Annotated in this window: 25 protein-coding genes; 13 read left to right on the top strand and 12 right to left on the bottom strand. The window is 69.2% G+C overall.

Features of this window, described 5'->3' with window-relative positions; translation table 11 throughout:
- Nucleotides 1-144 precede the first annotated feature (144 nt).
- Nucleotides 145-567 carry a nucleoside-diphosphate kinase gene (gene ndk, locus JN22_RS25440; protein WP_085556543.1) on the bottom strand — a complete coding sequence of 141 codons (423 nt, stop codon included), beginning with the start codon at nt 565-567 and terminating at the stop codon, nt 145-147.
- A gap of 206 nt (nt 568-773) precedes the next feature.
- On the opposite strand from ndk, the gene JN22_RS25435 reads away from it, so the two are divergent.
- Together JN22_RS25435 and JN22_RS25430 are read left to right on the top strand one after the other, a co-directional pair.
- Nucleotides 774-2,669, top strand: a complete 1,896-nt coding sequence (locus JN22_RS25435) for an ABC-F family ATP-binding cassette domain-containing protein (RefSeq protein WP_085556542.1) — start codon at nt 774-776, stop codon at nt 2,667-2,669.
- The gene (locus tag JN22_RS25430) at nt 2,666-3,340 is read left to right on the top strand and encodes an exopolysaccharide biosynthesis protein (protein WP_223677881.1); all 675 of its coding nucleotides are present in this window, start codon (nt 2,666-2,668) and stop codon (nt 3,338-3,340) included. The genes JN22_RS25435 and JN22_RS25430 overlap by 4 nt, the downstream gene beginning before the upstream one ends.
- A gap of 137 nt (nt 3,341-3,477) precedes the next feature.
- Here JN22_RS25430 and JN22_RS25425 read toward each other — a convergent pair whose 3' ends face one another.
- From JN22_RS25425 to JN22_RS25410, 4 genes are all read right to left on the bottom strand, one after another.
- The gene (locus tag JN22_RS25425) at nt 3,478-3,915 is read right to left on the bottom strand and encodes an ArsC/Spx/MgsR family protein (protein ID WP_085556541.1); all 438 of its coding nucleotides are present in this window, start codon (nt 3,913-3,915) and stop codon (nt 3,478-3,480) included.
- Between the two features lie 135 nt (nt 3,916-4,050).
- Entirely contained in the window at nt 4,051-5,079 is a 1,029-nt protein-coding gene (locus tag JN22_RS25420; RefSeq protein ID WP_085556540.1) for an ABC transporter substrate-binding protein, read from the bottom strand.
- 29 nt (nt 5,080-5,108) lie between these two features.
- Nucleotides 5,109-5,912 (bottom strand): ABC transporter permease, encoded by an 804-nt coding sequence (locus tag JN22_RS25415; protein ID WP_085556539.1) that lies wholly within the window; start codon nt 5,910-5,912, stop codon nt 5,109-5,111.
- Between the two features lie 7 nt (nt 5,913-5,919).
- Entirely contained in the window at nt 5,920-6,744 is an 825-nt protein-coding gene (locus JN22_RS25410; RefSeq protein ID WP_085556538.1) for an ABC transporter ATP-binding protein, read from the bottom strand.
- Nucleotides 6,745-7,001: 257 nt separating this feature from the next.
- Here JN22_RS25410 and ftsH point away from each other — a divergent pair, with 257 nt between their 5' ends.
- The 5 genes from ftsH to JN22_RS25385 all read left to right on the top strand — a co-directional run bounded on the left by ftsH (nt 7,002) and on the right by JN22_RS25385 (nt 12,990).
- Entirely contained in the window at nt 7,002-8,804 is a 1,803-nt protein-coding gene (ftsH, locus tag JN22_RS25405) for an ATP-dependent zinc metalloprotease FtsH (RefSeq protein WP_085556537.1), read from the top strand.
- Nucleotides 8,805-8,965: 161 nt separating this feature from the next.
- Nucleotides 8,966-9,580, top strand: coding sequence for a helix-turn-helix domain-containing protein (locus JN22_RS25400; RefSeq protein WP_085556536.1), 615 nt, complete (start codon nt 8,966-8,968; stop codon nt 9,578-9,580).
- Nucleotides 9,581-9,691: 111 nt separating this feature from the next.
- Nucleotides 9,692-10,477 (top strand): substrate-binding periplasmic protein, encoded by a 786-nt coding sequence (locus JN22_RS25395; protein ID WP_085556535.1) that lies wholly within the window; start codon nt 9,692-9,694, stop codon nt 10,475-10,477.
- Nucleotides 10,474-12,069 (top strand): SpoIIE family protein phosphatase, encoded by a 1,596-nt coding sequence (locus JN22_RS25390; RefSeq protein ID WP_085557347.1) that lies wholly within the window; start codon nt 10,474-10,476, stop codon nt 12,067-12,069. The genes JN22_RS25395 and JN22_RS25390 overlap by 4 nt, the downstream gene beginning before the upstream one ends.
- Nucleotides 12,070-12,234: 165 nt before the next feature.
- Nucleotides 12,235-12,990, top strand: a complete 756-nt coding sequence (locus tag JN22_RS25385; RefSeq protein ID WP_085556534.1) for a response regulator transcription factor — start codon at nt 12,235-12,237, stop codon at nt 12,988-12,990.
- 15 nt (nt 12,991-13,005) lie between these two features.
- Here the strand turns inward: JN22_RS25385 and JN22_RS25380 are convergent, their stop codons facing one another.
- The 4 genes from JN22_RS25380 to JN22_RS25365 form a co-directional block, all read right to left on the bottom strand.
- A complete protein-coding gene (locus JN22_RS25380; RefSeq protein ID WP_085556533.1) occupies nt 13,006-14,067 on the bottom strand; it encodes a sensor histidine kinase in 1,062 nt (353 codons plus the stop codon).
- Nucleotides 14,064-14,462, bottom strand: coding sequence for a DUF1987 domain-containing protein (locus JN22_RS25375; protein ID WP_085556532.1), 399 nt, complete (start codon nt 14,460-14,462; stop codon nt 14,064-14,066). Before JN22_RS25375 ends, JN22_RS25380 begins: the two co-directional genes overlap by 4 nt.
- A 29-nt stretch (nt 14,463-14,491) precedes the next feature.
- The gene (locus JN22_RS25370) at nt 14,492-15,043 is read right to left on the bottom strand and encodes a SiaB family protein kinase (RefSeq protein WP_085556531.1); all 552 of its coding nucleotides are present in this window, start codon (nt 15,041-15,043) and stop codon (nt 14,492-14,494) included.
- Between the two features lie 172 nt (nt 15,044-15,215).
- Nucleotides 15,216-16,973 carry an ATP-binding response regulator gene (locus JN22_RS25365; RefSeq protein WP_085556530.1) on the bottom strand — a complete coding sequence of 586 codons (1,758 nt, stop codon included), beginning with the start codon at nt 16,971-16,973 and terminating at the stop codon, nt 15,216-15,218.
- 300 nt (nt 16,974-17,273) lie between these two features.
- Between JN22_RS25365 and JN22_RS25360 the strand changes: the two genes are divergently transcribed.
- Nucleotides 17,274-17,915, top strand: coding sequence for a hypothetical protein (locus tag JN22_RS25360; protein ID WP_143268415.1), 642 nt, complete (start codon nt 17,274-17,276; stop codon nt 17,913-17,915).
- Nucleotides 17,912-18,505, top strand: coding sequence for a hypothetical protein (locus JN22_RS25355; protein ID WP_085556528.1), 594 nt, complete (start codon nt 17,912-17,914; stop codon nt 18,503-18,505). The genes JN22_RS25360 and JN22_RS25355 overlap by 4 nt, the downstream gene beginning before the upstream one ends.
- 22 nt (nt 18,506-18,527) lie before the next feature.
- Here the strand turns inward: JN22_RS25355 and hisE are convergent, their stop codons facing one another.
- Nucleotides 18,528-18,923, bottom strand: a complete 396-nt coding sequence (hisE, locus tag JN22_RS25350) for a phosphoribosyl-ATP diphosphatase (RefSeq protein ID WP_085556527.1) — start codon at nt 18,921-18,923, stop codon at nt 18,528-18,530.
- A gap of 299 nt (nt 18,924-19,222) precedes the next feature.
- Here hisE and JN22_RS25345 point away from each other — a divergent pair, with 299 nt between their 5' ends.
- Nucleotides 19,223-19,417 (top strand): hypothetical protein, encoded by a 195-nt coding sequence (locus tag JN22_RS25345; protein WP_085556526.1) that lies wholly within the window; start codon nt 19,223-19,225, stop codon nt 19,415-19,417.
- A 41-nt stretch (nt 19,418-19,458) separates the two neighbouring features.
- Complete coding sequence (locus JN22_RS25340) at nt 19,459-19,653, top strand: hypothetical protein (RefSeq protein WP_085556525.1); 195 nt, start codon at nt 19,459-19,461, stop codon at nt 19,651-19,653.
- 150 nt (nt 19,654-19,803) lie between these two features.
- On the opposite strand, the gene JN22_RS25335 is transcribed toward JN22_RS25340, so the two are convergent.
- Nucleotides 19,804-20,517 (bottom strand): Crp/Fnr family transcriptional regulator, encoded by a 714-nt coding sequence (locus tag JN22_RS25335; RefSeq protein WP_143268413.1) that lies wholly within the window; start codon nt 20,515-20,517, stop codon nt 19,804-19,806.
- A 188-nt stretch (nt 20,518-20,705) separates the two neighbouring features.
- Here JN22_RS25335 and JN22_RS25330 point away from each other — a divergent pair, with 188 nt between their 5' ends.
- Together JN22_RS25330 and JN22_RS25325 are read left to right on the top strand one after the other, a co-directional pair.
- On the top strand, nt 20,706-21,092 hold the full coding sequence (locus tag JN22_RS25330) for a hypothetical protein (protein WP_085556524.1): 387 nt from the start codon (nt 20,706-20,708) through the stop codon (nt 21,090-21,092).
- Between the two features lie 99 nt (nt 21,093-21,191).
- A complete protein-coding gene (locus JN22_RS25325; protein WP_085556523.1) occupies nt 21,192-21,956 on the top strand; it encodes a DUF502 domain-containing protein in 765 nt (254 codons plus the stop codon).
- On the opposite strand, the gene recG is transcribed toward JN22_RS25325, so the two are convergent.
- Nucleotides 21,908-23,989 carry an ATP-dependent DNA helicase RecG gene (gene recG / locus JN22_RS25320; protein ID WP_085556522.1) on the bottom strand — a complete coding sequence of 694 codons (2,082 nt, stop codon included), beginning with the start codon at nt 23,987-23,989 and terminating at the stop codon, nt 21,908-21,910. The genes JN22_RS25325 and recG overlap by 49 nt on opposite strands.
- Nucleotides 23,990-24,045: the final 56 nt, after the last annotated feature.

Here is a 24,045-nt window from a genome sequence, read left to right as displayed (position 1 = left end):
CGACCGGATCCGCGTGGAATGATGGAATTTCCGAATACGCGAGATTGCGCCTTCTGTCCAGAAAACGCAAAAGGACCGCCCTTTCGGGGCGGTCCTTCTCGAAAAGTCCGGGCCGGAGCCCGAATGTCTCGGATCGGTCTGAAATCAGCCGACGATCTCGGTGCCCGAGAAGAAGTAGGCGATCTCCTGGGCGGCCGTCTCCGGCGCGTCCGAACCGTGGACCGAGTTCGCCTCGATGGACTCGGCGAACTCCTTGCGGATGGTGCCCTCGGCGGCGTTGGCCGGGTTGGTGGCGCCCATGATCTCGCGGTTGCGGGCGATGGCGTTCTCGCCTTCCAGGACCTGCACGACCACCGGGCCGGAGATCATGAAGGAGACGAGGTCGTTGAAGAAGCCACGCTCGCGATGCACGCCGTAGAACTGCTCGGCCTGGGCCTTCGACAGTTGCAGACGCTTCTGGGCCACGATGCGCAGGCCGCCGTCCTCGAACTTGGCGTTGATCTTGCCGGTCAGGTTGCGGCGGGTGGCGTCGGGCTTGATGATCGAGAGAGTGCGTTCAACGGCCATGGCGGGAACTCCTGCGATGAAAAGCTTGGTGGTGAAAAGCCTGTAGGCGCCGACCGTTGGTGCGGGGCGCCGATTGCGCGGCTTTATAGAGGCGCTTTCACGGCGCGGCAACCCCGTTCCGACAGCCGTCACCGCAATGTCAAGAAAGGGCCGCGCGCCTTCGGCGTCTTCAAATCCGGGGGTGCCCGTGCTACATCCTCGCCGTCATGCTGCACATCAACGATCTGACCTTCCGCTTCGGCGGCCGCGTCCTGTTCGACCACGCCACCGCGGTCGTCTCCAAGGGCCATCGCGTCGCCCTCGTCGGGCGCAACGGCACCGGCAAATCCACCTTGCTGAAGGTGATCTCCGGGCAGCTCCAGACCGACGACGGGGCGGTGTCCCTGCCGGCCGGAATGCGGATGGGCATGGTCGCGCAGGAGGCCCCAAGCGGCCCGACCACGCTGATCGACGCCGTGCTCGCCGCCGACGTCGAGCGCACCGCCCTGCTGGCCGAGGCGGAGACGGCGACCGACCCGATGCGCATCGGCGAGATCCACAACCGGCTGGCCGACATCGAGGCGCATTCCGCGCCGGCCCGCGCGGCGCAGGTCCTCTCCGGCCTGGGCTTCGACGCGGACGCGCAGCAGCGCCCCTGCTCGGACTTCTCCGGCGGCTGGCGGATGCGCGTGGCGCTGGCCGGCGTGCTGTTCTCGCGCCCCGACCTTCTGCTGCTCGACGAACCGACCAACCACCTGGATCTGGAGGCGACGATCTGGCTGGAGGGGTATCTCAAGAACTACCCGCACACCATCCTGCTGGTCAGCCACGACCGCGAGCTGCTGAACGCGGTGCCGACGACGACGATCCACATCGACAACGGCAAGCTGGTCACCTACTCCGGCAACTACGACCAGTTCCTGCGCCAGCGCCGCGCCAACGCCGAGCGGCTCCAGTCGATGGCCGCCAAGCAGGAGGCGCGCCGCAAGCACATGATGGCCTACGTCGACCGCTTCCGCTTCAAGGCCAGCAAGGCCCGTCAGGCGCAGAGCCGCCTGAAGCTGCTGGAGAAGATGGAGACGGTCACGCTGATGGAGGACGACGCCGAGGTCGTCTTCAACTTCCCCCACCCCGACGAGCTGGCGCCGCCGCTGATCGCGCTGGAGGGGGTGAGCATCGGCTACGGCGACAAGACCATCCTGCGCCGCGTCGACCTGCGCATCGACATGGAGGACCGCATCGGCCTGCTGGGCGCCAACGGCAACGGCAAGTCGACGCTGGTCAAGCTGCTGGCCGGCCGCCTGCAGCCGATGGCCGGCGAGATGCGCCGTCCATCCAAGCTGCGCATCGGCTATTTCGCCCAGCACCAGTCGGAGGAGCTGGACCTGTCGCTGACGCCGATCCAGCAGACCCAGCGCATCATGCCGCTGGCGCTGGAGGAGAAGGTGCGCGCCCATCTCGGCCGCTTCGGCTTCCCGCAGGCCAAGGCGGAGACCAAGATCGGCAGCCTGTCGGGCGGCGAGAAGGCACGGTTGCTGCTGGCGCTGATGAGCCGGGAAGTCCCGCACATCCTGATGCTCGACGAGCCGACCAACCACCTCGACATCGACAGCCGCGAGGCTCTGATCGAGGCGATCAACGATTTCCCCGGCGCCGTCATCATCATCAGCCACGACCCCCACCTGATCGAGCTGACGGTGGACCGGCTGCTGCTGGTCGCCAACGGCACGGTGCAGGCCTATGACGGCGACCTCGACGACTACCGCCGCTTCCTGCTCGACCGCGCCAAGGCCGAGCGGGCGGTCGCCAAGGGCGCGTCCGACCGCGACGCCGGGCCGAACAAGAAGGACCAGCGCCGCGCCGCCGCCGAGGCGCGGACCGCGCTCGCCCCGCTCAAGCGCAAGGCGACCGACGCCGAGGCGCTGGTCAACAAGCTGTCCGAGGAAAAGCGCAGGATCGAGGTCAAGATGGCCGATCCGGCGCTCTACACCGGCCCGGCCGAGAAGCTGACCAAGCTCCAGATCGACCTCGGCGTGATCGAGAAGAAGCTGGCGAGCGCCGAGGAGACGTGGCTGGAGGCGCTGGAAGCCTACGAGAGTGCCGCGGCGGAGGCCGGCGCTTGACCGGCCGCTCGCACGCGGACGGCGTGGTGCTGGCGGATTCGCCGGTCGATTCGTCGATCCATGACCATGCCGAGGAGCGCACCTCCGACGTCATCGCCAAGTTCCGCGCCAACCTGCCGGAGGGCCGCGTCTCGCTGGGCGACCTGATCCGGGCGCTGGGCGACCGCTCGCTCGGCACCATCCTGCTGGCGCTGGCGCTGCCGACCATCGCGCCGGTGCCGCTCGGCGTGTCCTGCCTGTTCGATCTGCCGATCATGCTCTACACGGCGCAACTCGCCTTCGGGCGGCACGGCGCCCGCCTGCCCGACTGGCTGCTCAAGCGGTCGGTCGGCCGTTCGCTGGCCGGACGGACGCTCGACGCGGCGATGCCCCGGCTGCTGTGGATCGAGCGGATGCTGAAGCCGCGCGCCCACCGGCTGGCCCACATCGACGGCGAGCGCTGGTTCGGGCTGCTGCTGTTCATCCTGACGCTGACCTGCATCGTGCCGCTGCCGCTGACCGGCTGGCTGCCGGGCTTCGCGCTGGTGCTGATCTCACTGGGGCTGATCGAGCGCGACGGCCGCGCCATCGGCGTCGGGCTGGGGCTGAGCGTCGCGGCGCTGGTGTTTTTCTTCCTGGTCGCCAGCAGCCTGTCATACGCCGGTCACCAACTTCTGGCAGCAACGCCGTAAGGGACTGGCGGTTCCGGTCTTCCGCACCGGGCCGAAGCGGGCGGCGCTGGGGCTGGCCGGCGATCGTGTCGGCTTCACCCCGCCGAACCTGCCGCCGGCCTCCGTGTGGGAGTATCGGCGCGGCTGAGCCGCACCCCTCACGCCGCGACGGGCGGCTTCACGAAATGCTGGTGGCCGTGGTCGCACTGGCCGCGCGCGTGCTTGTCGTCGCAGCTTTCCGCCGAGGTCAGGCCGATCCAGGCGTGCAGCGTGTTCGGGTCGAAGCCGGCTTCCCGCCGCTCGCCCGATTGGATCAGCGGGCGGCGGATCAGATCGCGGTCGGCCAGCAGGGCGGCCAGCGCCCCGGCCTCGTCGAGGGCGGCCGGCTTGACGGCCCCGCTCTTGATCGCCGCGGCGCGGCGGTTGAACCACTGGTCCGGCTCCTTGTCGCCGAAGAAGGCGCGCAGTTCCGCCGCGGTGAGGGGGGCGGTCGCCAGATCGCGCTCGGTCAGGCTGTGCCCGGCGGCGAGCAACTGCTGCTTCTGCTTGGCGTTCGCCGGGCAGTCGGCGAGGCCGTAGAAAATCACGTCAGCCATGGAATGCGCTCCGCGTCGTGGTGGGTCATGGTCGTCAATCAGGACCATTTCCGTCCGATCCACCGGAAGCCTGCCATCAAAAAGGGCGTGGCACAAGGCCACGCCCACATTTTTTGTAAGGTTATTTGGCGTGACTTACTTGGCCAACCGCTTCAGCGCGTCCTCGACATACTGGTTGGTGTAGGTCTTGGACAGGTCGATGGTTGCCGAGGCCACCGCCGGGTCGAACGCCTTCAGCACCTTCAACGCCGCCTCGGCGCCGTCCTGGGTGAAGCGGCCGTCCGGCGAGTAGGTCGGCTTGGAATGCTCGAAGGCCTGGGCGTAGAGCGTCTTGTTTCCGAGGAAATATTCCTCCGGCAGCACCTTCAGCACCTCCTCGGTGCTGGCCTTGTTCAGCCACAGCATCGTCTTGACGAAGATGTCGGCCAGCGCCTGGGTGGTCTTCGGGTTGGCCTGGATGAAGGCCGGGGTGGTGTAGAGCACCGCCGCCGGGTACGGACCGCCATAGACGTCGAGCGTGCCCTTCTCGGTGCGGGTGTCGGCCATGACGACGATGTCGCCGTCCGATTCCGACTGGCTGATGACGGGATCGAGGTTGACGATGGCGTCGATCTCGCCGCGCTTGACCGCCGCGACCGCGCTGGGGCCGCCGCCGACGCCGATGATCGACACGTCCTCCGGCTTCATGCCCTCCTTGGCCAGCAGGTAGTTGATCATGAAGTTGGTCGAGGAGCCGGGGGCGGTGACGCCGACCTTCTTGCCCTTCAGATCCTTGACCGACGTGATCGCGCCGTTCTTCTTGACGTAGGCGAGCACGATGCCGGGGTAGCGGCCGAGCTGGGTGACGCCGACGATCGGCTGGCCCTTGGCCTGCATCTGCACCGTGTGGTCGTAGGCCCCGGTCACCACATCGGCCGAGCCGCCGATCAGCGCCTGGAGGCTCTTGGCGCCGCCGCCGAAATCGCTGATCTCGACGCTGATCCCGGCCTCCTTGAAGTAGCCGAGCCGCTCCGCCAGCGTCAGCGGCAGGTAATAGAGCAGCGGCTTGCCACCGACGGCGATCTTGATGTCCTTCTTCTCCAGCGCCTGGGCGGCGGCCGATCCGGCGGCCCCCAGCGTCAGGGCGACGGCCGCCACAGCGATCAGGGTCTTCAACGTCTTCATGGTCTCTTCCTTCCTCCCGCTTTTCTTGTTCAGGTCTGCGTCGTCTGCGCCTCCTGAGGGCGCCAGTGCAGCAGGCGTTTCTCGATGGCGGTGACGGCCGCGTCGATGGCGACGACGAAGATGGTCAGCACCAGCATGCCGGAAAAGACGCCGACCGTGTCGAACACGCCTTCCGCCTGGTGGATGCGGTAGCCGAGCCCGGCGGCCGAGCCGAGATACTCGCCGACCACCGCCCCGACCATGGCGAAGCCGACGGCGGTGTGCAGCGACGAGAAGACCCAGGACAAGGCCGAGGGCAGATAGACGTGGCGGAACAGATGGCGCGAGTTCGCCCTCAGCATGCGGGCGTTGGCGAGCACCACCGGGCTGACCTCCTTCACGCCCTGGTAGACGTTGAAGAAGACGATGAAGAAGACCAGCGTGACGCCGAGCGCCACCTTCGACCAGATGCCGAGCCCCAGCCACAGCGCGAAGATCGGCGCCAGCACGACGCGGGGCAGCGCGTTCACCGCCTTGATGTAGGGGTCGAAGACGACCGAGACCAACGGCGCGCGGGCGAACCAGAAGCCGAAGGCGATGCCGGCCACCGTGCCGATGACGAAGGCCAGCGCCGTCTCCAGCAGCGTGATGCCCAGATGGTACCAGATCACCCCGGAGGCGAAGTCCTTGAAGGTCCGCTCCAGCACCGCCCCCGGCGTGCCGAAGAAGAAGGGGCTCAGCAGGTTGGTGCTGACGGTCAGCACGTGCCACAGCCCGAAGAAGCCGATCAGAACGCAGATTTGCAGCAGCAGGATGACCGGACGGCTGGGCAGGCGTTTGGCGTGGGATCTCATGGTGTCGTCACCGCAGCTTGGTCTGGGCGTAGCCCTTCAGCACCTCGTCGCGCAGCTGGTTCCAGATCTCCTGGTGCAGTTGCAGGAAGCGCGGGGTCATGCGGATCTCCGCGACGTCGCGCGGGCGGTCGAGGTCGATCCGGTACTCGCCGATCAGCCGCGCCCCCGGCCCGGCCGACAGCACCAGCACGCGGTCGGACATGGCGATGGCCTCCTCCAGGTCGTGGGTGATGAAGACCACCGACTTGCGGTCGGACGCCCACAGATCGAGAAGCTCGTTCTCCATCATCTGCCGGGTCTGGATGTCGAGCGCCGAGAAGGGCTCGTCCATCAGCACGATCTTCGGATCGACGATCAGCGTCTGGGCCAGCGCCACCCGCTTGCGCATGCCGCCGGACAGCTGGTGCGGGTAACGGTCGCCGAAGCCGTCCAGCCCGACGCGGGCCAGCCAGGGGCGGGCGCGGTCGAGCGCCTCGCGCTTGGCGACACCGCGGAACTCCAGCCCGGCGGCGACGTTCTCCAGCGCCGATTTCCAGGGCATCAGCGCCTCGGCCTGGAACATATAGCCGGCCTTGGGATTGATCCCCGTCACCGGGGCGCCGAAGGACAGGGCCCGCCCGGCGCTGGGGCGCAGCAGCCCGGCGGCGACGTTCAGCAGGGTGGATTTGCCGCTGCCGGTCGGCCCGACGATGGAGACGAACTCGCCGTCCGCCACCGTGAAGCTGGCGTCGCGCACCGCCGTGTAGGCCTGACCCCGGCCGTCGGGGGATGGGAAGCTGCAGGTCACGCCCTCCAGCGAGAGGGCGGGCGCCATTACGGCGGCCTCGGGCATCGGCGTGTCGTCCCTGTTCGTCGTTGCGGGGTTCGTTCGTGTCGGCATCATGTCCGTCCGCCTGCGGCCCGCCATACTGGCCGAAGCTCTGCTGAGGAGCAATACGATCCGGACTACGTACAATCCGCAAGCGCGGAAGGCGGGGCGGCGACAAAGAAGGGACTCCGGCCGATATCGGTTGCGGGGCGGCAAGCGGCTCCCTCATCAATGGCATAGGCCGAAAGCCATCCCCTTCCCTTTCAGAGCGCGGAACCGCCATGCCCCCGATGCCGAAACGCCTGATGGCGGTCCTCGCCGCCCTGGTCTCCCTCTTCGCCGCGTGGTTCGGCTTCGCCGCCTGGAGCGACTACGCCGGGCAGCGCGACGAGCGGCCGGCGACCTACAGCGCGCTGATCGACATGGCCGGGCGCGGCGACATCGCCTCGATCACCCTTGGCGCCGGAGCCGGGGGGGCGGGAACCGGACTCGCGGTCGCCGCCGACGGCACGCAGTACCGCGTCGTCATGCCGGTCACCGACGACCTGCTGAAGGAGCTGCGCGAGCGCAAGGTCGCCATCACCTTCGACGACGGCCCCGGCGGGCTGGTGCCGCAGACCATGGGCGTGCTCGACCGCGCCGCCCCCTTCCTGGTGCTGGGCCTGCTGGTGGCCGGGCTGGCGCTGGGCGGCGGGCAGTTCTTCGGCATGGGCCGCGCCACCCGCATCCGTCCGCAGGACACCAGGACGGCCTTCAAGGACGTCGCCGGCGTCGACGAGGCCAAGGAGGAGCTGCGCGAGACGGTGGAATTCCTCAAGGATCCGCGCCGCTTCGCCATGGCCGGCGCGCGGGTGCCGAAGGGCATCCTGCTGGTCGGCCCCCCCGGCACCGGCAAGACGATGCTGGCGAAGGCCGCGGCCGGCGAGGCGGGCGTGCCCTTCTTCGCCGCCTCGGGGTCGGATTTCGTCGAGATGTTCGTCGGGCTGGGTGCGGCCCGCGTCCGCAACCTGTTCAAGACCGCCCGCGCCGCCGCCCCCTGCCTGCTGTTCATCGACGAGATCGACGCGCTGGCCGGCAAGCGCGGCGAATCCAACTCGCACTCCGAGCGCGAGCAGACGCTGAACCAGCTTCTGGTCGAGATGGACGGCATCGTCGGCGAGGGCGACGTGGTGGTGATCGCCGCCACCAACCGGGCCGAAATGCTCGATCCCGCCATCACCCGCCCCGGCCGCTTCGACCGTCACATCCACGTCTCGCTGCCCGACCTCGCCGGGCGCGAGGCCATCCTCGGCTCCCACACCGGCCGCCTCACCCTGGCGCCCGACGTCTGCGCCCGCACCGTGGCGCGCGGCGTGCCGGGCTTCTCCGGCGCCGAACTGGCCAACCTGACCAACGAGGCGGCGCTGTCCGCCGCCCGCCAGGGCCGCGTCACCATCACCATGGCCGATTTCGAGGCCGCCAAGGACCGCGTGCTGATGGGCACCGAGCGCCGCAGCCTCGCCCTGTCCGAGCAGGAGCGGCGCCTGACCGCCTTCCACGAGGCCGGCCACGCGCTGGTGTCGCTGCGCTGTTCCGACGCCGACCCGATCCACAAGGCGACCATCATTCCGCGCGGCCGCGCGCTCGGCATGGTCGTCCGCCTGCCGGAAGGCGACCGGGTGTCGGTGTCGCGCGCCAAGCTGCTGACCGACATCGCCGTCGCCATGGCCGGCCGCGCCGCGGAGGAGATCGTCTTCGGCGCCGACCGCGTCACCACCGGCGCCGAGGCCGATTTCCGCGCCGCGACCGACCTCGCCCGCCGCATGGTCGCCTCCTGGGGGATGAGCGACGCCATCGGCTTCGTCGCCCACGCCGGCAACGACCCGGCGGCGGTCCGCTCCGAGCGCACCGCGTGGCGCATCGACGAGGAAATCCGCCGCATCACCGACGAAGGCATGGAGCAGGCCCGCCGGATGCTGCGCGCCGACCGCGCGGCGCTCGACCGCATCGCCCAGGCGTTGCTGGAGCGCGAGACGCTGAGCGGCCCCGAACTGATGGATCTGGCGGAGCAAATCACCGAGGAGCGCGCGACCGAGGCGGCGTGACGCCCCGGCTTCCCCCTTTCCCTCCGTCCGTCGCGGACGGTCACCCATACGGCGCAGCGCTGCCCGGAATTCCTCTCCGGCATCGTTGCGCCGTTTTTTATTTCCTATATTGTTAATGGGATATACTGACAATAAACACTTGGAAATTGGAGTTTTCAGCGATGACCGCCACCACGCCACAGCCACCGCAGCCGCCGGCGGACGGGGGCGAGGCGCTGTCCCGCTCCCTGGCCGTCAACCTGCGCCGCTTCCGCCTCGGCCAGGGCCTGTCGGTGGAGCGGCTGGCCGCCCTGTCGGGGGTCGGACGCGCCGAACTGGACGCCATCGAGCAGGGCGGCGGCGTGCCGACCATCGCGCTGCTGTGGAAGGTGAGCCACGCGCTGGAGATTCCCTTCTCCAGCCTGTTCAGCGCCGGGCCGGCCAGCGGCACCACCGTGCTGCGCCGCTCCGAGTCGAAAGTCCTGGCGTCCCAGGACGGTGGCTTCACCTCCCGGGCCTTGTTTCCCTTCGAAGGGGAGCGGCGCGTGGAGTTCTATGAGCTGCGCCTCGCCCCCGGCACGGTCGAGGAGGCGGAGGCGCACGCCGCCGGCACGGCCGAGAACATCACCGTCGCCTCCGGATCGGTCGAGATCGTCACCGCCGACGGTGAACACAGGTTGGACACCGGCGATTCCATCCTGTTCGAGGCCGACGCTCCCCATGCCTACCGCAACCCCGGCGACCGCGAGGCGGTGCTGTATCTGGTCATGAGCTACGTCGAACCGCTGTTCGCCTGAACCATGCCCCACTCCATCCCACTCCGCACAAGTCTCTGTTTCGTTGCGACCCGCGGCAATGCCGGGCTAGAGTGAAAGGAACAAAAGACAATCCATCGCGAGAGGGGCAGCATGACGGGGTTCGTCGCCCGCAGGGTCGCGCTGTCGGCGGTGTTTTCGGCAGCGCTTCTGTCGGTGATGCCCGCCTTGATTGCCCATCCGGCCCAAGCCGCCACGCTGGTCAAGGTTGGCGCCTACGAGTTCCCCCCCTACGTCACCGATTCGGGCCCCAGCCTCACGCGCGATCTGCTCGACCTGCTGAACGCCGCCCAGGACGACTGGCGCTTCGAACTGGTGCCGACCTCGCCGCAGCGGCGCTACGAGGATCTGGAGCAGGGCCGCTTCGACGCCATCGCCTTCGAAAGCCTCGCCTGGGGCTGGAAGGGGCGCCCGGTCGACGCCACCCGCGTCTTCCTGCGCGACGCCGAGGTGTTCGTCGCCAAGGCCGGTCCCGGCATCGACCAGTCGATCTTCGACAGCCTGGAGGGCAAGACGATCCTCGGGCGGCTCGGCTACCATTACGCCTTCGCCAACTTCGACTCCGATCCGAAGACTCTGGAGCAGCGCCATCACACGCGGGTCACCGTCACCCACGAGGGCAACGTCCGCAACGTCGTCGCCGGCCGCGCCACCTTCGCCATCGTCACCCGGTCCTTCCTGAACCAGTTCCTGAAGGGCGAGCCGGATCTCGCCAGACGCATCCTGGTGTCCGAGCGCACCGACCAGATCTATGAGCACACCATCCTGGTCCGGCGCGGCGGTCCGGTGACGGTGGAGGCGCTGAACGCCCTGCTCGACCGGCTGGAGGCCGACGGACGCCTGGGCGCCCTGTGGACCCGGAACGGGATCACGCCGTGAGCGACAGTTTCCACAAGGCGTCCGTCTGGCGGGGCGGCTCGCTGCTTGCCCGCGTCGGGGTGGTGATCCTCGTGACCACGGTGACGGTCGGGGTCGTCGCCGTCGGCCTGTCGGAACGCATCATCGAGGGCCAGCGCCACCAGGATCTGCTGCGCCGCGCCGAACTGGTCGCCGCGACCCAGGCCGACGCGCTGAGCGGCCCGGTGTGGGAGCTGGACGACCGCGCCGCCCAGGTCATGATCGACGCGCTGCTGGCCCGCGACCCGGCCATCCGCGCCATCGCCGTGCACGAGATCAACCGCGAGGCGCCGCTCGCCAGGGCCGACGCCGCCCCGCGGGCCGGCTCGGACGACGGCGCCGAGCGGGTGACCGTCGACCGCCCCATCATCCTGCGCAACCGCGAGGGCCGCACCGAAACGGTCGGCCATCTGACCGTCGTCTATTCGGCGGCGGAGGTGGTGCAGGCGACGATCGACGCGCTGGTTCCGGTGGTCGGGCTGCTGCTGCTGTCGCTGCTCGGCGCCGTCGCCGTGCTGGGGATCACGCTGAACCGCATCGTCCTGGGGCCGCTGCGCCGCCTGACCCAGCTGTCCCGCGCAATGGCGCGCGGCGACTACGGCGCCCGCATGGCGACCGACCGGGCCGACGAGATCGGCCTGCTGGCCGACAGCTTCAACCGCATGGCCGAGACCGTCCAGGACCACACCCGCACCCTGGAAAGCCGCGTGGAGGAGCGGACCGAGGCGCTGGCCGCCACCAACCGCGCCATCATGGACAGCATCAACTACGCGCACCTCATCCAGTCCTCGATCCTGCCGAACGCCGACACGCTGGCCGCCGCCCTGACCGAGCATTTCGTGCTGTGGCGCCCGCGCGACGTGGTGAGCGGCGATTTCTACCTGTGCCGCGCGGTGGCGGACGGCTTCGTCGTCGCGGTCGCCGACTGCACCGGCCACGGCGTCCCCGGCGCCTTCATGACGATGACCGCCAGCGCCATGCTCGACAACGCCCTCGACCAGATGGGAGGCCGCGATCCGGCCGCCGTGCTGTCGGTGGTCGACCGCAAGGTCCGCGCCGCCCTGCACCAGGACGGCCTCGCGCGCAGCCTGGCCGAGCAGTTCGACAACGGCCTCGATCTGGCGCTCTGCCACGTCGATCCGGCGCGGCGCCGGCTGACCTTCGCCGGTGCCCGCATCCCGCTGCTGATCGTCACCGCCGAAGGCGTCGGCGAACTGCGGGGCGACCGTCACAGCCTGGGTTACCGGCGCGAGGCCGGCGCCCCCGAGGTCCGCTTCACAAATCATGGCATGGCGTTGCTTCCCGGCCAGACCTTTTGCCTGGGCACCGACGGGCTGACCGACCAGGACGGCGGCGAGCGGGGCCGCAGCTTCGGCAGAAAGCGGCTGCGCGAAGCCCTGGAGCGCATGGGAGGCCAGCCGCTCGACCAGTTGCGGGCCGAACTGGAGCACAGCCTGGACCGGCATCAGGCCGGGCGGTCGCAGCGCGACGACATCACGCTGTTCGGCTTCCGTCCGCGCCTGAGCGGCGGCACCCGCCATTCGGCGGACAGCGGGGCACGCCACGCGGCTTGATGCCGCGACCCGAAAATCTTCCCTCGGACAGGTGCGGGAATATGTTATCGATATGACACGAAATGCGACGGTTTGTAGCGAACTCTTCGTCGTTCGGATTTATTTTTAATTTTATACATTATGCGATATGTTCAACCCGGTCGGGTGACGGAAGGGGCGGAAAGCATGGCGGCACCGACGATTGTGGTTGTCGAGGACGAGAACTCCCTGCGATCCGATATGATCGAGTACCTTGCCAATTGCGGGTTCGACGCCGTCGGTGCCCGCAGTGGCGCCGAACTGGACCGGATCCTGGGCGAGCGCACGGCCTCGGTCGTCATCCTCGACGTCAACCTGCCCGACGAGGACGGATTCAAGATCGCGGCGCGGCTGCGCGACACCCAGGGGGCCGGCATCATCATGGTGACGGCGCGCAGTTCCACAGTCGACCGTGTGGTCGGGCTGGAGATCGGCGCCGACGCCTATCTGGTCAAGCCGGTGGAACTGCGCGAGCTCGAGGCGCAGGTCAAGTCCCTGCTGCGGCGCCTCAGCGAACGCGCCGCCGAGACGCCCTCGCCACTGCCGCCCGCGGCCTCCGCCGAGACGCAGGGAGCGGACGGCGGCGACGAGGCGCGCTGGACGCTCGACCCGACCGAATGGTCGCTGACCAGCCCGGCCGGCGCCCGCATCAGCCTGACCAGCATGGAAATGAAGCTGACCAGCCTGCTGGCCGGTCAAGCGCGCAAGCCGGCGACGCGCGACCAGATTTCGCAGGCCCTCTACAGCCGGCGCTGGAATCCCGAGGACCGTTCCATCGACACGGTCGTCGGCCGTCTGCGCCACAAGGTCGAGGGCGCCATCGGCGGCACGGCGCCGCTGAAATCGGTGCACGGCGTCGGCTATGTCTTTTCCGCCCCCATCCGTGTGCTGGGCGGCCCCTGATCCCACGCGGGGATCCTAAGCGGGCGGATTCACCGGCGCTTCCGCCGGCGGGGCCGGATCGTCCGGGGTGCAGCGGGGGAACAGCAGGGTGAAGGCCGTGCCGCGATCCGGGGCGCTGTCCACCGTGATGCTTCCCTTGAGCACCCCGACCACCAGATTGTGAACGATGTGCAGACCGAGCCCGCTGCCGCCCTGCCCGCGGCGCGTGGTGAAGAAGGGCTCGAAGACGCGGTTCCGGTGCTCGTCCGTCATTCCCCGGCCGTCGTCGCGGAAGGTCAGGCGGACCATGTCGCCTTCGGCCGGCGCGACCTCGATCGCCATGCCCCCCGACCGCCCCTCGGCGAAGGCGTGGGTCAGCGCGTTCATCACCAGATTCGCCAAAATCTGCGACAGCGCCCCCGGATAGCTGTCCAGTTCCAGGTCGGCCGGGCAGGACACCGACACGCCGTGCCCGGCCGGACGCAGCTTCGGCTGGAGGCTGACCAAGGTCTCGTGGATGTAGGAGCCGAGAGTGATCCGGCGGCGCTCCGAACTCGCCCGGTCGACCGCGACCTGCTTGAAGCCGGCGATGAGCTGCGCCGCCCGCTGGCAGTTGGCGAGAATCAGGTCGCTGGTGTCGGCCGCCGTGGCGAGGTAGCGGGAAAAGTCGCCGCGGCTGATCCCGCCGCTCTCACTCATCGCCTTCAGGCGGACAGTGGCGTCGGCCAGATGGGAGGCGCAGGACACCGCGATGCCGACCGGCGTGTTGATCTCATGCGCCACCCCGGCGACAAGCGCGCCGAGCGAGGCCAGCTTTTCCGCTTGCAGCATGGCCCTCTGAGCCTCGCGCAATTCGACCAGCGCGGTTTCGGCCTCCTGCCGGCGGCGCTCCAGTTCCTGGTTGGCGGTGCCGAGCTGGGCTTGCAGCCGGTCGCTGACCCGCAGCAGGCGGCGCTGCTCACGGATGCTGCGCTGGAACGACTCGATCAGCGCCTCGAACCCGGCCACGCAGTCCGGCGCGACCTCCTTCAGCCTCTCCCCCAGGGCGCGGGCCTGCTCGACGGCCTGTTCCTCGGCGGCGAAGAGGTTGAAGCTCATCCGATTTCGCCGATCGGCACTTCCCGCAGGGAAAAGGCGACATGGCGCAGATCCTCGGCGAAATCCTCGCCAAGCTCGCGCATCGATTCATCGCCTTCCTCATGGGACCAGACAACGGCGACCGGCCGACCGGCCTTCGCCACCGCCTCCAGCATCTGGAGGATGTTCATCAGCGCCTTGGCGCTGGAGCTGTTGAAATACAGCAGCTCCATGTCGAAGCGGATCGGCGTGTCGCCGGGCACCGCCAGATAGTCGCGCAGCGCGGTGAAGATCGGGCCGAAGAAGGTCGCGACGTCGTCGGGATAGGATTCCCCGGTCAGTCGTAACTGTCCGGCCGGAAAGTCGAACGCCACGCCCGGTGTGCGTCCGGTGGCGGCGATGCTCAGAATGTCCATGGAGGTTCGCCCGTATCCCGCTGCGGTCTTCAGATGCGGACCTTGAGGCAGAAGAAGCTCCGCTCGCCGTCCATGGGGTCGAAATCGTAATCGATGGGTTCGCTGGCCCGCCGCGCGATCTCGATCAGGCCGATGGTCGCGCCCCGGCTGCCGTCCTCCGGCTCCTCGCGAAGCTGCTCGCGGTAATAGCTCTTGATGCCCTCGCGGTCGAGGCCGCGCAGATGGTCCAGCCGCTCCTTCAGGCGCGGTACGTCGGCGTTCAGCACCGTGTTGCCGCAGACGATGAAGACCTTGCCCCGCTCCATGCCGATGGTGACCATCCCGGCGCTCAACTCCACCGAACGGGAACTGGCACCCGTCACCTTCTCGGCCGAATAGCGGATGATGTTCTGCATCTGCTCGACGAAGACGGAGAAGACCCGGCGCACGGTCGGCCCGTCGGCCTCTTCGATGGTCATCTTCTCGCGCAGGGCCTCGCCCAGCGAATAGAGGATCCCTTCGGACAGGTAGCCGCTGAAGGAGAAGATGATTCCCTTGCCGTCGAGGTCGCGTTTGATGGCGGCGTATTGCTGGGCAAGCATCGGCTTTCGCTTTCCAAACCGAAGTCCACGCCGGGTCGGGCGCGCGCGACGCCGCGGTCGGCCGGGCGCCGCCGGACAACCGCGGGGCGCAATCGGGACTATCTCACCTTCCCCGGCAAAGGACCATACCCCAATAATACCGCACCGCGGCGACCGAACCGGCCCGCCGGCGTCACACCGGCAGCATGACGCGGAAGGTCGTCCCCTCCCCCACCGCGCTGTCCACCGTGACCGCCCCGCCATGCAGCAGGACGATCTGCTGGACGGTGTGCAGCCCGATTCCGGTGCCCGGCACGCCATGCGCCCCCGAGCCGCGGAAGAAGCGGTCGAACAGGCGCGGAATCTCCGCGTCCGGAATGCCCCGCCCACGGTCGCTGACCTCGATCGTCACCGTCGGGCCCTCCCCCTCGCAGCGCAGGAGGATCGGGCCGTCGGGATCGGAGTATTTCACCGCGTTGTTGAGGAGGTTGGCGAGCACCAGCCCGATCAGATGGCCGTCGAGTTCCGCCCGGGGCGGGGCGTGGTCCAGATCCAGCAGGAACCGGCGCACCGGATAGGCGACCCGGAAGGGGTCGGCGACGCTGCGGATCAGTTCCGGCAGATCGACCGGGCCGCGTTCCGGCACCAGGGCGTTGCTTTGCAGGCGTTCGTCGGTCAGGTGGGAGTCGATCAGGCCGGTCAGCCGCTGGACGCTGCCGCGGATGACCGACAGGCGCTCCAGCATGTCCGGCTCCACCCGCTCAGCGCGCATCGCCAGAAGCTGGGCCGCGCTGTCGATGATCGCCAGCGGCGTGCGGAACTCATGGCTGACCATGCCGAGGAACTGGCGCTGGTTGTCGCGGGCGGCCAGTTCGCGCTCCAGCGCCCGCTCCACCCGCTCCTTGGCGAGGATCAGCGCCCGCTGGTTGGCCGCCAGCTCGGTCGTCCGCTGCTCGACCCGCTGCTCCAGCGAGCGGTTCAGCGCAACCAGCTCCTCGTACAGGCAAACATTGTCGAAGCCGATGGCGACGCGGTTGCAGAACAGCTCCAGCAGCCGGTGCTCGTCGGCGGTGTAGGGCTCCGGCCGCTCCAGCGTCAGCACGGTGACTCCGTGCTCGCGCGTGCGGAAGACCAGCATGCAGAAGCCGTCGTCGTACAGGTTGCGCTGCGACCGGAAGGCCTCCTCCACCGCCAGGGCGAGCGGCTGCGGCAGCGCCTCGGCCACCGGCAGTCCGATCCCGCAGGCGTGGCGGCCGAGCCCGGCCACCACGACGGTCTGGTCGCGGCCATCGCCGCGCTCCATCCGCCGGCAGGCCAGCACCGCCGGATCGCTGCCGGGGTCGACGACGCGCGAGAGCTGCTCGACCAGCCGTTCGACGAAGGCGCGCATCGACCGCGTCTCGAACAGCGAGGCCGAGGCGCTGAGGATGCGCTCCAGCCCCTGCCGGTTCCGCTCGATGGTGACGATGTCGCGCCAGGCCCGCAGCGCGCTGACCAGGGTGGTGAACAGGCGCTGGGCGGTCAGCTCGCTCTTGGCCTTGTAGTCGTTGATGTCGTAGCCGACGATCACGTCGCGCTCCGGCGCCTGCCCCGGCTGGCCGGTGCGCAGGATGATGCGCATCCGCCGGTTGCCAAGCTCGTCGCGGATATGGCGGACCAGCCGCAGGCCGGCATCCTCCGTCTCCATCACCACGTCGAGCAGCGCCACCGGGATATCCGGCCGCTCGGCCAGCACGGCCCGCGCCTCCGCCGCCGACAAGGCGCCGACCAGTTCGAACGGGCGCCCGTCGAAATCGAAGTCGCGCAGCAGAACCGCCGTCATCGCGTGGACCTGCGGGTCGTCGTCCACCACCAGGATCGGCCACGGCTCGCCCATCGGACGGTCCGGCCGGCCTGTCGCCGGAGCGCCATCCTCCGGACCGAACAGCGGTTCGTCGTCCAATCCAGCCATGTTCCGCCCCTGAAGACCCGACCCCACGCCCGGACGGCGCGGGCATCCGGCGGGATGGAACCACCGGACGCCGCCGGTTCCAAGCCGGAACCGCAACGCGGGGTGGTTTCGTTGCAATTTGTTGCAAATCACCGGAGGTCGTTTCCCGTTGCCGGCAATCCTTGCCATCCGACCATGTCGCGATGGCAATCGCTTCCGTATAGTGTCACAAGAGTCGCCCTGTCACGAAACCCGCAACGACTGCGACCGGCTCGCAGGGAACATCGTCTGTCTTTCCTCTTGTCTTCGGATGGTGATGCCGTGCCTGCAACCGTCGATGTGTTCGGTGCCACTGTCCTTGTGCTGGGATTGGCCGCCCTCGGGCTTTCGGTGATCTTCGAGGCGTCGCGGCTCAGCGCTTCCGCCGCCCGCAAGACGCTGGTCGGCCGCCGCATCCAGGCACGGGAACACGAGGCGCTCGATCTCGGGAAGCGCCTCGACGGCGCCGAGGCGGAGGCGCTCGCCCGGCGGACGACGCTCGACGGCCTGCTGTCGGAGCGGTCGCGCATCCAGGCGGCGACCACCGCGCTGACGCTGTCCAAGATCGAGATGGTGCACGAGGTTGGCGAGCCGGCGCCGGGCGCCGTCCTGTTCCAGGGTAATCTGCGCGCGAACAGCGAAGGCGGCGAATCGAGCGCCGGCCGCGACACGCCGCGCCGCGTCGTCTTCGCCCGCGAAATCTGGGAGCGCAGCAACATCGTCCATGTCTGGGCAGAGACGCCGGAAGCGGCGATGGCCGCCGTGCAGCGTGCCTTCAGCGCCCGGTCCGGCATCACCGCCGCGCGGATGCAGCGGGCCGCCGTTCCTCCGCGCCAAACCGGCGGGACGGATGAGAAGAGGGAGGATCCGGCGCGACCGGCCCTGCGCATGGCCGCCGCCGCGCCGAGGCCGCGGGCGGCATGACCGCCCTGTTCCTCTACGGCGCCGTCCTGCTGATGGCGGCGAGCGTCATCGCCAACCGGATCGGCCAGCGCCGCATGGCCGCCGCGCGCAAGGCGCTGAGGAGCGACGAGGACCGGCTGCGGCAGTTGGATCAGGGCATCCTCGACAACAGCCGCATCCTGGAGCAGGCCCGGCAGCGCACCGCCGGACTGGACGACCAGATCCACGAGGCCCGTCTGGCGGTCGAGCATCTGACGGAGCGCTACGAGCGGGCGCGCGCCGCCCCGGCCGAGCGCTACCACATCTTCGACCGGCTCGACGCCCGTCCCGGCACCATCTGGTCGCTGGAGATCCGCCGGGCGGGCGACGCGCCGAACGATCCCCGGCTGGCCGCCGCATGGCCGGCGCCGCGCACCTATCTGCTGGTCGCCTCCAACCCGCGCGAGGCGATGGAGCGCGCCGCCCAACGTTTTCCCCGTACCCAGGGATTCGAGGTCGGCAGCGCGGCGGCCTGCCATCTGTTCCGCAAGCGGACGTCGCTGGACGACAAGGACACCGCCGCCCTCTTCACCCGCAGGGACGGACGGTTCGCCGGGCGGGAGCCGGGTTGAACGGCACGGACCGCGGCGGCGTTCAGCCCTTCGTCCCCTTGCGGCGCTTCTGCTGGACGGAGGTCGGGGCCGGGGCCGGGGGATCGTCGGCTTTCGGCAGCTTCTCGGCGATGCCGAAGGCCAGCTCACGGCGGCGCAGCTCGGCCATCACCTCGTCGGGCGAAATGCCGAGGTCGGACAGCAGGACCACCAGATTGTAGAGCAGGTCGGCCGACTCCATGAGGGTGGCGTTCCGGTCGCCGCGCATGGCCTCGATCGCCACCTCGATCGCCTCCTCCCCCACCTTGCGGGCCATGCGGGCACGCCCCTGGGCCAGCAGCTTGGCCGTGCGGGAGCCGTCCGGCGACGGATCCTGCCGCAGCGTCTGCACCGCCTCATACAACGTGCGAAGGGGATCGGGGCCGATGTAGTGAACCATTGATCGAGAGGTCGGTCCCGCTGCCGTCCGCGTCAAGCGGAGCCTTTCGCCATAGCACGGCCAAAGCCGTACGGGCGCCCGGCGGCGCAACAGGCGGCGCAACAGGCGGCGAAGTCTTTTCCACATATCGCCAACCCCGCGCATCATCAGTGTAACAAATCATCTTCGACGATGAATATCCGGCAAAGAAAATCTCTGCCCAGCCGTAATTTTTATGGCGGCCAGCAATGCACAGTCTGCGTATTTGGCATCTGGTGTACCAGATTATAGTTTCCCCATCAGCTTGATGGAGAGCGATCATGATCTCGACGACCTTCCCGCACGGCAGCGCCGACCAGTCCTCGTCTCACTCCCTTCACAGCGTCGCCGAATTCCCGGTCGCCTGGTTCCAGGCCACCCCGGCCTTTCTCATCCTACGCCCGGTCGCACGGTTCCTGACGGATTGGGTCCATGCCACCCCGGCCGGCATCGCCCTGCGCGCGCTGTTCCACTGATCCCGCCCCGTCTCCCTTCATCTTCCGCCCTGGAGGCCATCATGAGCATCGTCACCTTCCCGCAAGCCGGTCACGACCATGCGTCCACGCCGTCCCACGGCCCGGCCGCCGGCTTCATCGCCGCCTGGTACGAGGCGACACCGGCCGCCATTCTGCTGCCCCCGGTCGGCCGCTTCCTGAAGGCCTGGTTCGAGGCGACTCCGATGTCCATCGCTCTGCGGATGATGTCCCGCTGACCGTCCGAGCCGGCCCCACCCGGCGATCCATTGCCGATCGAGTGTCCACGCGTTGCCTGGGATCGCCGTCCAAGACGGAACGGCGTCCCGCGCACGCGCTTTGCGCGTTTCCACCGAGGCCAAACCGCCAAGGTCAAGCCAGAGCCGGCGTCAGGCACCGCCGCGCACGTCCTCGACCAGATCCTCCAACCGCCCGACGTCGCGGATCACCAGCGCATCCGGCCGCCGCTCGACCAGGCCGTCGCGGGCCAGATCGCTGAGCACACGGGCGACCGTCTCGCGCGTCGTGCTGACACGGGCGGCGATGTCGGAATGGATCGGGATCGGGGTGACCACCGCGGCCGCTCCATCGGCCCGGCCGCGCTTGGCAAGGCGCAGCAGCTCGGCATGAACCCGGTTGTTGGCCCCCAGGGTCGACAGCTCCATGATCCGGTCGGTCGCCGTCCGCAGCTTGTCGCAGAGCCGCCCCATCATCGCCAGGGCGAGGTCGGGATGGCCGGCGACCAGTTCCTGGAACGGCCGCGGCGCCAGGAAGGCGACCAGAGCCCCCTCCGCCAGCGCGACGACGGAGGCCGAGCGCGGGCGCCCGTCGAGCGCCGACATCTCGCCGACGAATTGCCCGGCGTCGATGTCGTGGAAACTGATCTCGCGCCCGCTCGCCGAATGGCTGAGCACCCGCACCCGCCCCTCGACGACGAAAGCGACGTCGCTGGTTTCCGCCCAATGGCCGATCAGCTGCTCGTCCGGTTCGAAGCGGCGCCAGCGGCATTGGCGCGCCACCGCCGTCCGCTGTTCCGCCGACAAGGGGCGCAGCAGTTCGATGCGGTCGAGGCTTCCGAGCGGCGGATCGGCTGGCTTTGACACGGGGTGAGGCTGACCTTCGATCCGAAACGGGGGAACATGCGGGAGGCATGCCCCCGGAAGAATAGCCGGCTCCGCGCAAAAGTGGGAGGGACTGTGACCAAAAGGGTGCGTCAACCGTACGTTAACCCTAACGGCCGAGAAAGAGGGGACCGCGCCGCCCCTTCCCTCCCGACCGGAGCCCGACCGCCATGCCCTCGCTGACCATCCCCAACGCCCGCCGCGTCGATTCCCAGCGGCTGCTCTCGGTCGTCGCGATCCCCTTGGCGGCGGCCATCGCCATGGCGGCGGCCGTCGCCGCCACCGGCAGCGTCACCGACCCGATCGGCGAAGCCGGCGGCGCTCTGGCCTTCGTGCTGGAGTTCGCCAAATTCTGCTATCTGGCGGTCGCCACCGCCCACCTGTCGGGCGCCATCGCCGAGCGGATCGGCGGCGGCATGGCCGCCGGCCTGTGGCTGGACGAGTTCGACGCGCCGGAACCGCTGTCCAAGGACGAGTTCTGGCAGGCCTTCCCCAACCATGTCGACGGTGCCGCCATCGCTGGCGCGGTCGCCCTGTTCTGCATCGCCCTGGGCTGAGGGATGGGGCTGAACGCCGTTTTCCCGCATTGCGGTGGTTGAGCCGCGTCCCCGCTTGCATCACTATGGCCGGAAACGGCTTTCGACGGGTGGGCGAGCGTGGACAGGGACGCGACGGAGAAGAACGGGCAACCTGCGGAGCCGCCGCGCCCGCGCCGCGAAGGGATCGGGTTCGTCGGCCGGCTGCGCGCCTATTTCCTGGCCGGCGTTCTGGTCACCGCCCCCATCGCCATCACGATCTACATCGCGTGGTGGTTCGTGTCCTTCATCGACGGGCACATCCGGCCGCTGATCCCGGCGGCCTACAACCCGGAAAACTACCTGCCCTTCTCGATTCCGGGCATCGGCGTCCTCACCGTCATCATCGTCGTCACCCTGATCGGCACCTTCACCGCCGGCTATGTCGGCCGGCTGGTGCTGGGGCTGGGCGAGGGGCTGGTGGAGCGCATGCCGGTCGTCCGCTCCGTCTATGGCGCCGTGAAGCAGATCTTCGAGACGGTGCTCGCGAAGAAATCCAACGCCTTCCGCGAGGTGGTCGTGCTCCAGTACCCGCGCGTCGGCGTCTGGTCGCTTGGCTTCATCACCGGCAGCGCCCATCCCGACGTCCAGCGGGTCAGCGAGGAGGAGATGGTCAACGTCTTCATCCCCTGCGCGCCGCCGACCGCCGGCTATCTGGTGATGGTGCCGCGCCATGAGGTGACGGTGCTGAACATGCCGGTCGAGGATGGGCTGAAGCTGGTGATGTCCGGCGGCATCGTCGTCCCGCCGGACCGGCAGACCGTTGCCACCGGCCTTCCCCCTCTGGCCGGCGGCGGTCAGCCCGAGCGCAGCGTCTTGGCCGCCGCGTCGCGCTCGAACAGGTAGAGCAGCGTCCGCAGCGCCTGCCCGCGCGGCGTCGCCAGTTCCGGATCACGGTCCACCACCAGCCGGGCGTCGTCGCGCGCCACCGCCAGCAGCTCGCCATGCACCGCCAGATCGGCCAGCCGGAAGCCCGGCAGGCCGGATTGCCGGGTGCCCAGCACCTCGCCGGCGCCGCGCAGCCGCAGATCCTCCTCGGCGATGACGAAGCCGTCCTCGGTGTCGCGCAGGGTCTTCAGCCGGGCGCGCGCCGTCTCGGTCAGGTTGCCGTCGAACAGCAGCAGGCAGCTCGACGGCTTCTCGCCGCGCCCGACCCGGCCGCGCAACTGGTGAAGCTGGGCGAGGCCAAAGCGTTCGGCGTGCTCGATCACCATCACCGTCGCCTCGGGCACGTTGACGCCGACCTCGATCACCGTGGTGGCGACCAGCACATCCAGGCTCCCCTCGGCGAAGGCGGCCATCACCGCGTCCTTGTCGGGTCCGCGCATCTTGCCGTGCACCAGCCCGACGCGGTCGCCGAAGGTGGCGCGCAGGAAGGCGTGGCGCTCGGTCGCGGCGGCGAGGTCGCTCTGCTCCGATTCGTCGACCAGCGGGCAGACCCAATAGACGCGCGCGCCCTCGGCCACCTTGCGGTGGATGCCGTGGACGACCTCCTCCAGCCGCTCCAACGCGATGGTCACCGTCTGCACCGGCTTGCGGCCGGCCGGCTTCTCGGTCAGGCGCGAGACGTCCATGTCGCCATAGGCGGTCAGGGTCAGGGTGCGCGGGATCGGCGTCGCCGTCATCACCAGCACATCCACCGCCCGCCCCTTGGCCGAGAGCTGCAAACGCTGGTGGACGCCGAAACGGTGCTGCTCGTCGATCACCGCCAGCGCCAGATCCTTGAAGGCGACGTCCTCCTGGAACAGCGCGTGGGTGCCGACCAGCAGCGGCAGCTCCCCCGAGGCCAGCCGGTCGAGCACCGCCTGCCGCGCCTTGCCCTTGTCCCGGCCGGTCAGCAGGCCGATCTCGACGCCGGCCGCCCGGCACAGCGGGGCGAGGCTCTCGGCGTGCTGGCGGGCGAGGATTTCGGTCGGCGCCATCAGGGCGGCCTGGGCGCCGGTTTCCACCGCGTTCAGCATCGCCATCAGGGCGACCACGGTCTTGCCGCTGCCGACGTCGCCCTGCAACAGCCGCAGCATGCGGCGCTCCGCCGCCATGTCGGTGAAAATCTCGGCGAGCGAGCCGCTCTGCGAGCCGGTCAGCGCGAAGGGCAAGGCGGCCAGCGCCGCCGCGCGCAGCCGCCCGTCGCCTTCGGTCGCCCGCCCGGCGAGCCGGCGCTGGCTGGCCCGCACCAGCATCAACGCCAGTTGGTTGGCCAGCAGCTCGTCGTAGGCGAGCCGGCTGCGCACCGGCGAGGTCGGCACGAGGTCGGCCTCGTCGTCGGGCGTGTGGGCGCGCTTCAGCGCGTCGGCCCAGGCCGGCCACTGGCGGCGCGACAGCCATGCCGGGTCCTGCCATTCGGCGAGATCGGGGATGTCGTTGAAGGCGGCGCGCACCGCCTTGCGCAGGGTCTTGGCCGGCAGCCCGGCGGTCATCGGGTAGACCGGCTCGACCGCCTCGATGTCGTCCTTCGAGTCGAGGGACACGACCGCGTCGGGGTGGGTGATCTGCGGCGTGTCGTTGAACCATTCGACCTTGCCCGACACCACCATGGTGGAGCCCGCCGGGATCTGCTTGGCCAGCCAGTCGCCCTTCACATGGAAATAGATCAGCTCCAGCACCCCGGTGTCGTCGGTGCAGCGGATCCGGTAGGGATGGCGCGGGTTCACCGGCGCGACATGGGAATCGATCCGCACGGTCAGCGTGGCGATGCGACCGTGCGGCGCCTGGGCGATCTTGGGCGAAAAGCGGCGGTCGATGACGCCGCAGGGCAGATGCCACAGCAGATCGACGACATGGGCGCCGGCCAGCTTCTCCACCAGCTTGCCCAGGCGGGGCCCGAGACCGGGAAGAGCCGTCACCGGCTTGAACAGCGGGAAGAGGATGGCTGGACGCACGGGCGGGATTCACGGGCAGTGGCGGGGACGCTCGCGCCCAGAAAGCCGGTTGGCGA

The sequence above is a fragment of the Azospirillum agricola genome, from assembly GCF_020005195.1.
GTDB classification, from domain to species: domain Bacteria; phylum Pseudomonadota; class Alphaproteobacteria; order Azospirillales; family Azospirillaceae; genus Azospirillum; species Azospirillum agricola.
The sequence above is the reverse complement of the archived record's forward strand: the minus strand, read 5'-3'. Positions and strand labels throughout refer to the sequence as shown.

What these genes read in the sequence shown, in the direction of transcription:
- ndk (WP_085556543.1), bottom strand. Translation starts at nt 567, where the DNA reads ATGGCCGTTGAACGCACTCTCTCGATCATCAAGCCCGACGCCACCCGC.
- JN22_RS25435 (WP_085556542.1), top strand. Translation starts at nt 774, where the DNA reads ATGCTGCACATCAACGATCTGACCTTCCGCTTCGGCGGCCGCGTCCTG.
- JN22_RS25425 (WP_085556541.1), bottom strand. Translation starts at nt 3,915, where the DNA reads ATGGCTGACGTGATTTTCTACGGCCTCGCCGACTGCCCGGCGAACGCC.
- JN22_RS25420 (WP_085556540.1), bottom strand. Translation starts at nt 5,079, where the DNA reads ATGAAGACGTTGAAGACCCTGATCGCTGTGGCGGCCGTCGCCCTGACG.
- JN22_RS25415 (WP_085556539.1), bottom strand. Translation starts at nt 5,912, where the DNA reads ATGAGATCCCACGCCAAACGCCTGCCCAGCCGTCCGGTCATCCTGCTG.
- JN22_RS25410 (WP_085556538.1), bottom strand. Translation starts at nt 6,744, where the DNA reads ATGCCCGAGGCCGCCGTAATGGCGCCCGCCCTCTCGCTGGAGGGCGTG.
- ftsH (WP_085556537.1), top strand. Translation starts at nt 7,002, where the DNA reads ATGCCCCCGATGCCGAAACGCCTGATGGCGGTCCTCGCCGCCCTGGTC.
- JN22_RS25400 (WP_085556536.1), top strand. Translation starts at nt 8,966, where the DNA reads ATGACCGCCACCACGCCACAGCCACCGCAGCCGCCGGCGGACGGGGGC.
- JN22_RS25395 (WP_085556535.1), top strand. Translation starts at nt 9,692, where the DNA reads ATGACGGGGTTCGTCGCCCGCAGGGTCGCGCTGTCGGCGGTGTTTTCG.
- JN22_RS25385 (WP_085556534.1), top strand. Translation starts at nt 12,235, where the DNA reads ATGGCGGCACCGACGATTGTGGTTGTCGAGGACGAGAACTCCCTGCGA.
- JN22_RS25380 (WP_085556533.1), bottom strand. Translation starts at nt 14,067, where the DNA reads ATGAGCTTCAACCTCTTCGCCGCCGAGGAACAGGCCGTCGAGCAGGCC.
- JN22_RS25375 (WP_085556532.1), bottom strand. Translation starts at nt 14,462, where the DNA reads ATGGACATTCTGAGCATCGCCGCCACCGGACGCACACCGGGCGTGGCG.
- JN22_RS25370 (WP_085556531.1), bottom strand. Translation starts at nt 15,043, where the DNA reads ATGCTTGCCCAGCAATACGCCGCCATCAAACGCGACCTCGACGGCAAG.
- JN22_RS25365 (WP_085556530.1), bottom strand. Translation starts at nt 16,973, where the DNA reads ATGGCTGGATTGGACGACGAACCGCTGTTCGGTCCGGAGGATGGCGCT.
- JN22_RS25355 (WP_085556528.1), top strand. Translation starts at nt 17,912, where the DNA reads ATGACCGCCCTGTTCCTCTACGGCGCCGTCCTGCTGATGGCGGCGAGC.
- hisE (WP_085556527.1), bottom strand. Translation starts at nt 18,923, where the DNA reads ATGGTTCACTACATCGGCCCCGATCCCCTTCGCACGTTGTATGAGGCG.
- JN22_RS25345 (WP_085556526.1), top strand. Translation starts at nt 19,223, where the DNA reads ATGATCTCGACGACCTTCCCGCACGGCAGCGCCGACCAGTCCTCGTCT.
- JN22_RS25340 (WP_085556525.1), top strand. Translation starts at nt 19,459, where the DNA reads ATGAGCATCGTCACCTTCCCGCAAGCCGGTCACGACCATGCGTCCACG.
- JN22_RS25330 (WP_085556524.1), top strand. Translation starts at nt 20,706, where the DNA reads ATGCCCTCGCTGACCATCCCCAACGCCCGCCGCGTCGATTCCCAGCGG.